Origin of the sequence: uncultured Dialister sp. (assembly GCF_937959425.1) — a bacterium.
Taxonomy (GTDB): Bacteria; Bacillota; Negativicutes; order Veillonellales; family Dialisteraceae; genus Dialister.
In genome coordinates, this window is the sequence record NZ_CALGPS010000162.1 from 1 (window position 1) to 4,441 (window position 4,441).

At 53.3% G+C, this 4,441-nt stretch carries 6 protein-coding genes; all 6 read left to right on the forward strand.

Going from position 1 to position 4,441, the window contains the following annotated elements:
* The first annotated feature begins 170 nt into the window (after nucleotides 1–170).
* The 6 genes from Q0482_RS06645 to Q0482_RS06670 are packed head-to-tail and all read left to right on the forward strand — an operon-like array spanning nucleotide 171 to nucleotide 3,866.
* Nucleotides 171–1,226, forward strand: coding sequence for a Xaa-Pro peptidase family protein (locus Q0482_RS06645; protein ID WP_299144881.1), 1,056 nt, complete (start codon nucleotides 171–173; stop codon nucleotides 1,224–1,226).
* Between the two features lie 15 nt (nucleotides 1,227–1,241).
* Nucleotides 1,242–1,802, forward strand: a complete 561-nt coding sequence (gene efp, locus Q0482_RS06650; RefSeq protein ID WP_299144882.1) for an elongation factor P — start codon at nucleotides 1,242–1,244, stop codon at nucleotides 1,800–1,802.
* 12 nt (nucleotides 1,803–1,814) lie between these two features.
* Nucleotides 1,815–2,180 (forward strand): Asp23/Gls24 family envelope stress response protein, encoded by a 366-nt coding sequence (locus tag Q0482_RS06655; RefSeq protein ID WP_298026771.1) that lies wholly within the window; start codon nucleotides 1,815–1,817, stop codon nucleotides 2,178–2,180.
* Nucleotides 2,177–2,524 (forward strand): hypothetical protein, encoded by a 348-nt coding sequence (locus Q0482_RS06660; protein ID WP_299144884.1) that lies wholly within the window; start codon nucleotides 2,177–2,179, stop codon nucleotides 2,522–2,524. Before Q0482_RS06655 ends, Q0482_RS06660 begins: the two co-directional genes overlap by 4 nt.
* A gap of 11 nt (nucleotides 2,525–2,535) precedes the next feature.
* A complete protein-coding gene (gene nusB, locus Q0482_RS06665; protein WP_291057517.1) occupies nucleotides 2,536–2,922 on the forward strand; it encodes a transcription antitermination factor NusB in 387 nt (128 codons plus the stop codon).
* Between the two features lie 2 nt (nucleotides 2,923–2,924).
* The gene (locus Q0482_RS06670; protein WP_299144886.1) at nucleotides 2,925–3,866 is read left to right on the forward strand and encodes a glycoprotease; all 942 of its coding nucleotides are present in this window, start codon (nucleotides 2,925–2,927) and stop codon (nucleotides 3,864–3,866) included.
* Nucleotides 3,867–4,441 lie beyond the last annotated feature (575 nt).

The window sequence follows — 4,441 nt, forward strand, 5'->3', positions numbered from 1 at the left end:
ACTTTCACCAGACTATACTATACACGCCGAACTGGCGCACAACCTAAGAACCTTCGGGGCGAAAGCCCCGTCAATCTTTAGAACCCTCACGCCCAGAGGCGCTGTCAAAAAATCTAGACAAATAGCCCGAGATACTGTATGATTATAGGGTAATGGAAGAGAGTGATTTTGTGCTTAATGAACAAATGATTTCCGAGTATCTGCGTAAATGGGGCGTGGACGGCCTGTTTGTGCAGAAGGATGAAAATTTACGGTACATCAGTGGATTCACCGGTTCTGACAGTTATCTTTTTGTGACGCCCCGAGATTTCTATTTCCTCACGGATTCCCGCTATGTGGAGCAGGCGAAGGAGGAGGCGAGGGGGTTCACTGTGGTGGACTACAGGGGGAAGCTGGCGGAGACGCTGGCCCGTCTTGTCGGTTCCTGCCATGTGAAGCGTCTGGGCATTGAGTCGGTTTTGTCTTACCGGATGTATCTTTCTTTTGATGAAACCATGCCGGATGTGGATTTTGAGTTCTGCCCGGTGGATGATGTGCGCCGCATCAAGTCGGAGGAGGAGCTTGCTCTTTTGAAGAGGGCCTGTGAAATTTCCGATGAGGGTTTCAAAAATACGATCCCCTATATCCGCGCCGGTGTGACGGAGCGGTACCTGCAGGCGGTGCTGGAGTGCGAGATGCTGAAGGCGGGGTCGGAGGGAAAGTCCTTCGATACTATCGTGGCGTCGGGTGAGCGGGGAGCCTATCCTCACGGCACGGCTACGGAGAAGGTCATCGAGAACGGGGACCTGATTACCTTTGATTTCGGCGCCATTTATAAAGGATATCATTCCGATATTACAAGGACGGTGGCTGTGGGAAATATTTCCACCCGCCAGCGTTTCCTTTACGATAAGGTTCTTGGCTGCAATGAGCATGTGGAAGGTCTTCTGAAGGCGGGCATGCGGGCCGATGAGGCGGATACGGCAGCCAGGGAGTACTTGAAGAAATGGGGGCTGGACGGGTATTTCACCCATGCCCTGGGGCACAGTGTGGGCCTTGAGATTCATGAAGCGCCGGTGCTGGCCCAGAGGGACCATTCCATTTTGGAAGTGAATATGACAGAAACTGTTGAACCGGGGGTATATCTCCCCGGTACCGGTGGAGTCCGTATCGAAGATACGGTTGTTATAAAGCAGGATGGGGTTTCCATTCTGACTGAATTTCCCAAAAAATTTTTGCAAGTGTAGCAGGAGGAAAATTAAATGATTTCTAGTAATGATTTACGTCCCGGAATTACCGTCGAACTGGACGGCCAGGTTTGGCAGTGTGTGGAATTTCTGCATGTAAAGCCTGGTAAAGGTGCTGCTTTCGTTCGTGCGAAGCTGAAAAATCTGCAGAACGGTTCTGTAGTTGAACGTAAGTTCAATGCAGGCATCAAGCTGCAGCCGGCCACTGTTGAACGTAAGCCTATGCAGTACCTCTATGAAGCTGACGGTTCCTACTGCTTCATGGATACTGAAACTTATGAACAGATCATGCTGAATAAGGAACAGCTGGGTGACAAGATCAATTTCCTGAAGGAAGAAATGGAATGCACTGTCATGTTCTTCAATGGCAACATCATCGGCGTAGATATCCCGAATTCTGTTGAACTGAAGGTAGTTGAAACAGAACCGGGCATCCGCGGCGATACAGCTACCGGCGGTTCCAAACCGGCTAAGATGGAAACAGGCTACATCGTTTCTGTTCCGCTCTTCATCAATGAAGGGGAAGTTCTTCGTATCGATACCCGTACAGGCGCATACATTGAACGTGTAAAATAATGGGTGATTCCCATGGAAACGGTAAAAGTGGAAAATGAGCTGGGGCGTCTCCGCTTTTCCGACCGGGTCATTGCCATAGTGGCTAGGGCGGCAGCGGTCAGTGTTCCGGGCATTGCAGGCATGGGGGAGACTTTCCTCCAGAGCCTGTCCTCCGTCATGTCGGACAGGGATACGGACGGGGTCCATGTAGGCATCAGGGATGGCGCAGTCATCCTTGATCTTTATGTGTGCGTGCGCCACGGCCTTCGAATCCCTGCAGTAGCTCTGAAGCTGCAGGAGACGGTGAAGGAAGCGGTGTCCGATGCCCTTGGCATCCGCGTCAGTGCGGTGAATGTCAATGTGTCCCAGATTGTTTTTGAGAAGGACCAGGCAAAATGAGTCAGGATGAAACCATTACCATTGTGCCGGAGGAGGAAGTGTACGAGAAAATCGAGAGGGCTGTGCTTGCCGTTCCCGAAGTTTCCCATTTCACCGCCGACGGTTTCCAGGATATGATTTCCGGCCTTTCCCAGGCCTTCGGCTTTCACGGCCACAAGGGGCTCCTTGTGCGGAGAAGCCGGAAGAAGGGAATCAAGGTGGATGTCTCCCTGGCGCTCCATAAGGGGTGCCGGCCGGTGGAAACGGCCCGCTACGTGCAGATGGTGGTGAGGAACCTTCTCCTTTCCCTTACCGATGAAACCATTTATGGTATAGATATAACCATTACTGATATTGTGAATTGAAAGAGGTCATCATGAGCAGAAGAAGCGCAAGAGAATATGCTCTCCAGGTTTTATACTCCAGGGAGCTGAATCCGGATACGGAAGCCATTACGTCGGATGGATTGGAATTATCCGAAAGCGACAGGGCCTTCGCTGATGCTCTGGTGGAGGCGGCTCTGGGTCATAGGGAAATCGATGAAACCATTACCGCCCATCTGAAAAACTGGTCTCTTTCCCAGCTCAATGTGGTGGATAAGAATATCCTCCGCCTGGCGCTGGCAGAATTCTATTTCATGGGTGACAGGGCTGCCGACAGGAAGCTCATCATCAATGAAGCTGTGGAAATGGCCAAGGTGTACGGCGGGGAAAACTCCTACCGTTTCATCAACGGCGTTCTCGATCAGGCAATGAAAGGATAATCATGGCAAGGTTTCTTGGAATAGATACCAGCTGCTACACCACGTCAGCCGCTGTTTGTGACTCTTCCGGGGAGCTTGCGGGGGAAGAAAGGATCGTTCTTTCCGTCAAGGAAGGAAACCGGGGGCTCTCCCAGTCCCAGATGGTCTTCCAGCACACGAAGAACCTTCCCCTCATTCTGCAGAAACTTTCTCCTTTCCTGCAGGATATCAAAGGAATCGGAGTATCTTCTTTTCCACGGAGGCGGGCAGATTCGTACATGCCCGCCTTTCTTGTTGGCAAAGGCTGCGCCTTCTCCCTCGCCGCCGCTCTCCACGTACCGGTGTATGAATTCAGCCACCAGGAAAACCACGCCCTGGCGGCCATCAGGAAATACCCCGCCCTCTGGGGCAAACCCTTCTACATGATGCACATGTCAGGAGGCACCATGGATGTCCTCTCCTGCATCTGGCAGGGGGAATGCATGGAAATTACAACCCTCATGGACTCCAGAGACATCACCGCCGGCCAGCTTATCGACCGCGTAGGCGTCTCTCTGGGCCTTCACTTCCCCTGCGGCAGGGAACTGGAAAAACTGGCGCTGCAAGGCCATCACACCTACCACATCCCAAGATCTGCCGTCAAAGGCGCCTTCTCCTTCTCCGGCCCCGAAACCAGGGTGCAGAAGGACATCGCCTCCGGGAAATACGCCAGAGAAGATATCGCGGAAGGAGTCCTGGAACATATAGGAAAAGCCCTGGATAAAGAACTCTCCGCCTGCCCCTTCGAAAAAAGACCCTTCATCGCCGTAGGCGGCGTCATGGCTAACAAGTACCTTAGGAGCCGGGTGGAAGAGATTCTTGGAAAAAAGGGAATCAAAGTCTACTTCGCCGATGTGGAAACCAGCAGCGATAACGCTACAGGAAACGCCTTCGGGGCGTATATGAGACACGGCCTTCGGCCGTGAGGGTTGACGGCCCTTTGGGCCGAAGGTTCTTAAGGGGCTTAAGTTTGACGCGCCTTTGGCGCGAGGGTTGTTGTAGGGCGCCTCTAAATTATAGAAGGCGCCAGTTTGTATAAAACCATACAACCGGGCTTTCGCCCGTGGGAAAACCATACAACCGCCCTGCGGGCGTCGGAAATGCATTCCCCCTTTGGTGGCTGGCGCCACCACCTTTCCCCCGCTAAGTTCGGTCGGGCGACAAAAGGAAAGCGCCCTTATGGGCAGGCTAGGCGCCTTACTTCGCCCGACTTGCACATCCTATGCAGGATGTGCACAGTGTCCCTATGGACGCTCAGCATTGTGCCACATGACGCCGCAGGGAAACATAGAGAGGCTTATTCTCCCCCCTGAATAGGGGTGGCAAGCGAACACGATTCGTAGGGGAGCGGCAGCGACCTGAGAATCGTGTGAGACGCTTTCCCGTGGAGAAGTCCGGCGCAGCCGGATAGGGGGTGGCCGCCTACGGCGGCTGACACGCCTTCGGCGTGAGGGTTGACGGCCCTTTGGGCCGAAGGTTCTTAAGGGGCTTAAGTTTGACG

Bases quoted from the DNA above. Each gene is read 5' to 3' on its own strand.
- nusB (WP_291057517.1), top strand. From the start codon at position 2,536: ATGAGCAGAAGAAGCGCAAGAGAATATGCTCTCCAGGTTTTATACTCC.
- Q0482_RS06670 (WP_299144886.1), top strand. From the start codon at position 2,925: ATGGCAAGGTTTCTTGGAATAGATACCAGCTGCTACACCACGTCAGCC.
- Q0482_RS06660 (WP_299144884.1), top strand. From the start codon at position 2,177: ATGAGTCAGGATGAAACCATTACCATTGTGCCGGAGGAGGAAGTGTAC.
- efp (WP_299144882.1), top strand. From the start codon at position 1,242: ATGATTTCTAGTAATGATTTACGTCCCGGAATTACCGTCGAACTGGAC.
- Q0482_RS06655 (WP_298026771.1), top strand. From the start codon at position 1,815: ATGGAAACGGTAAAAGTGGAAAATGAGCTGGGGCGTCTCCGCTTTTCC.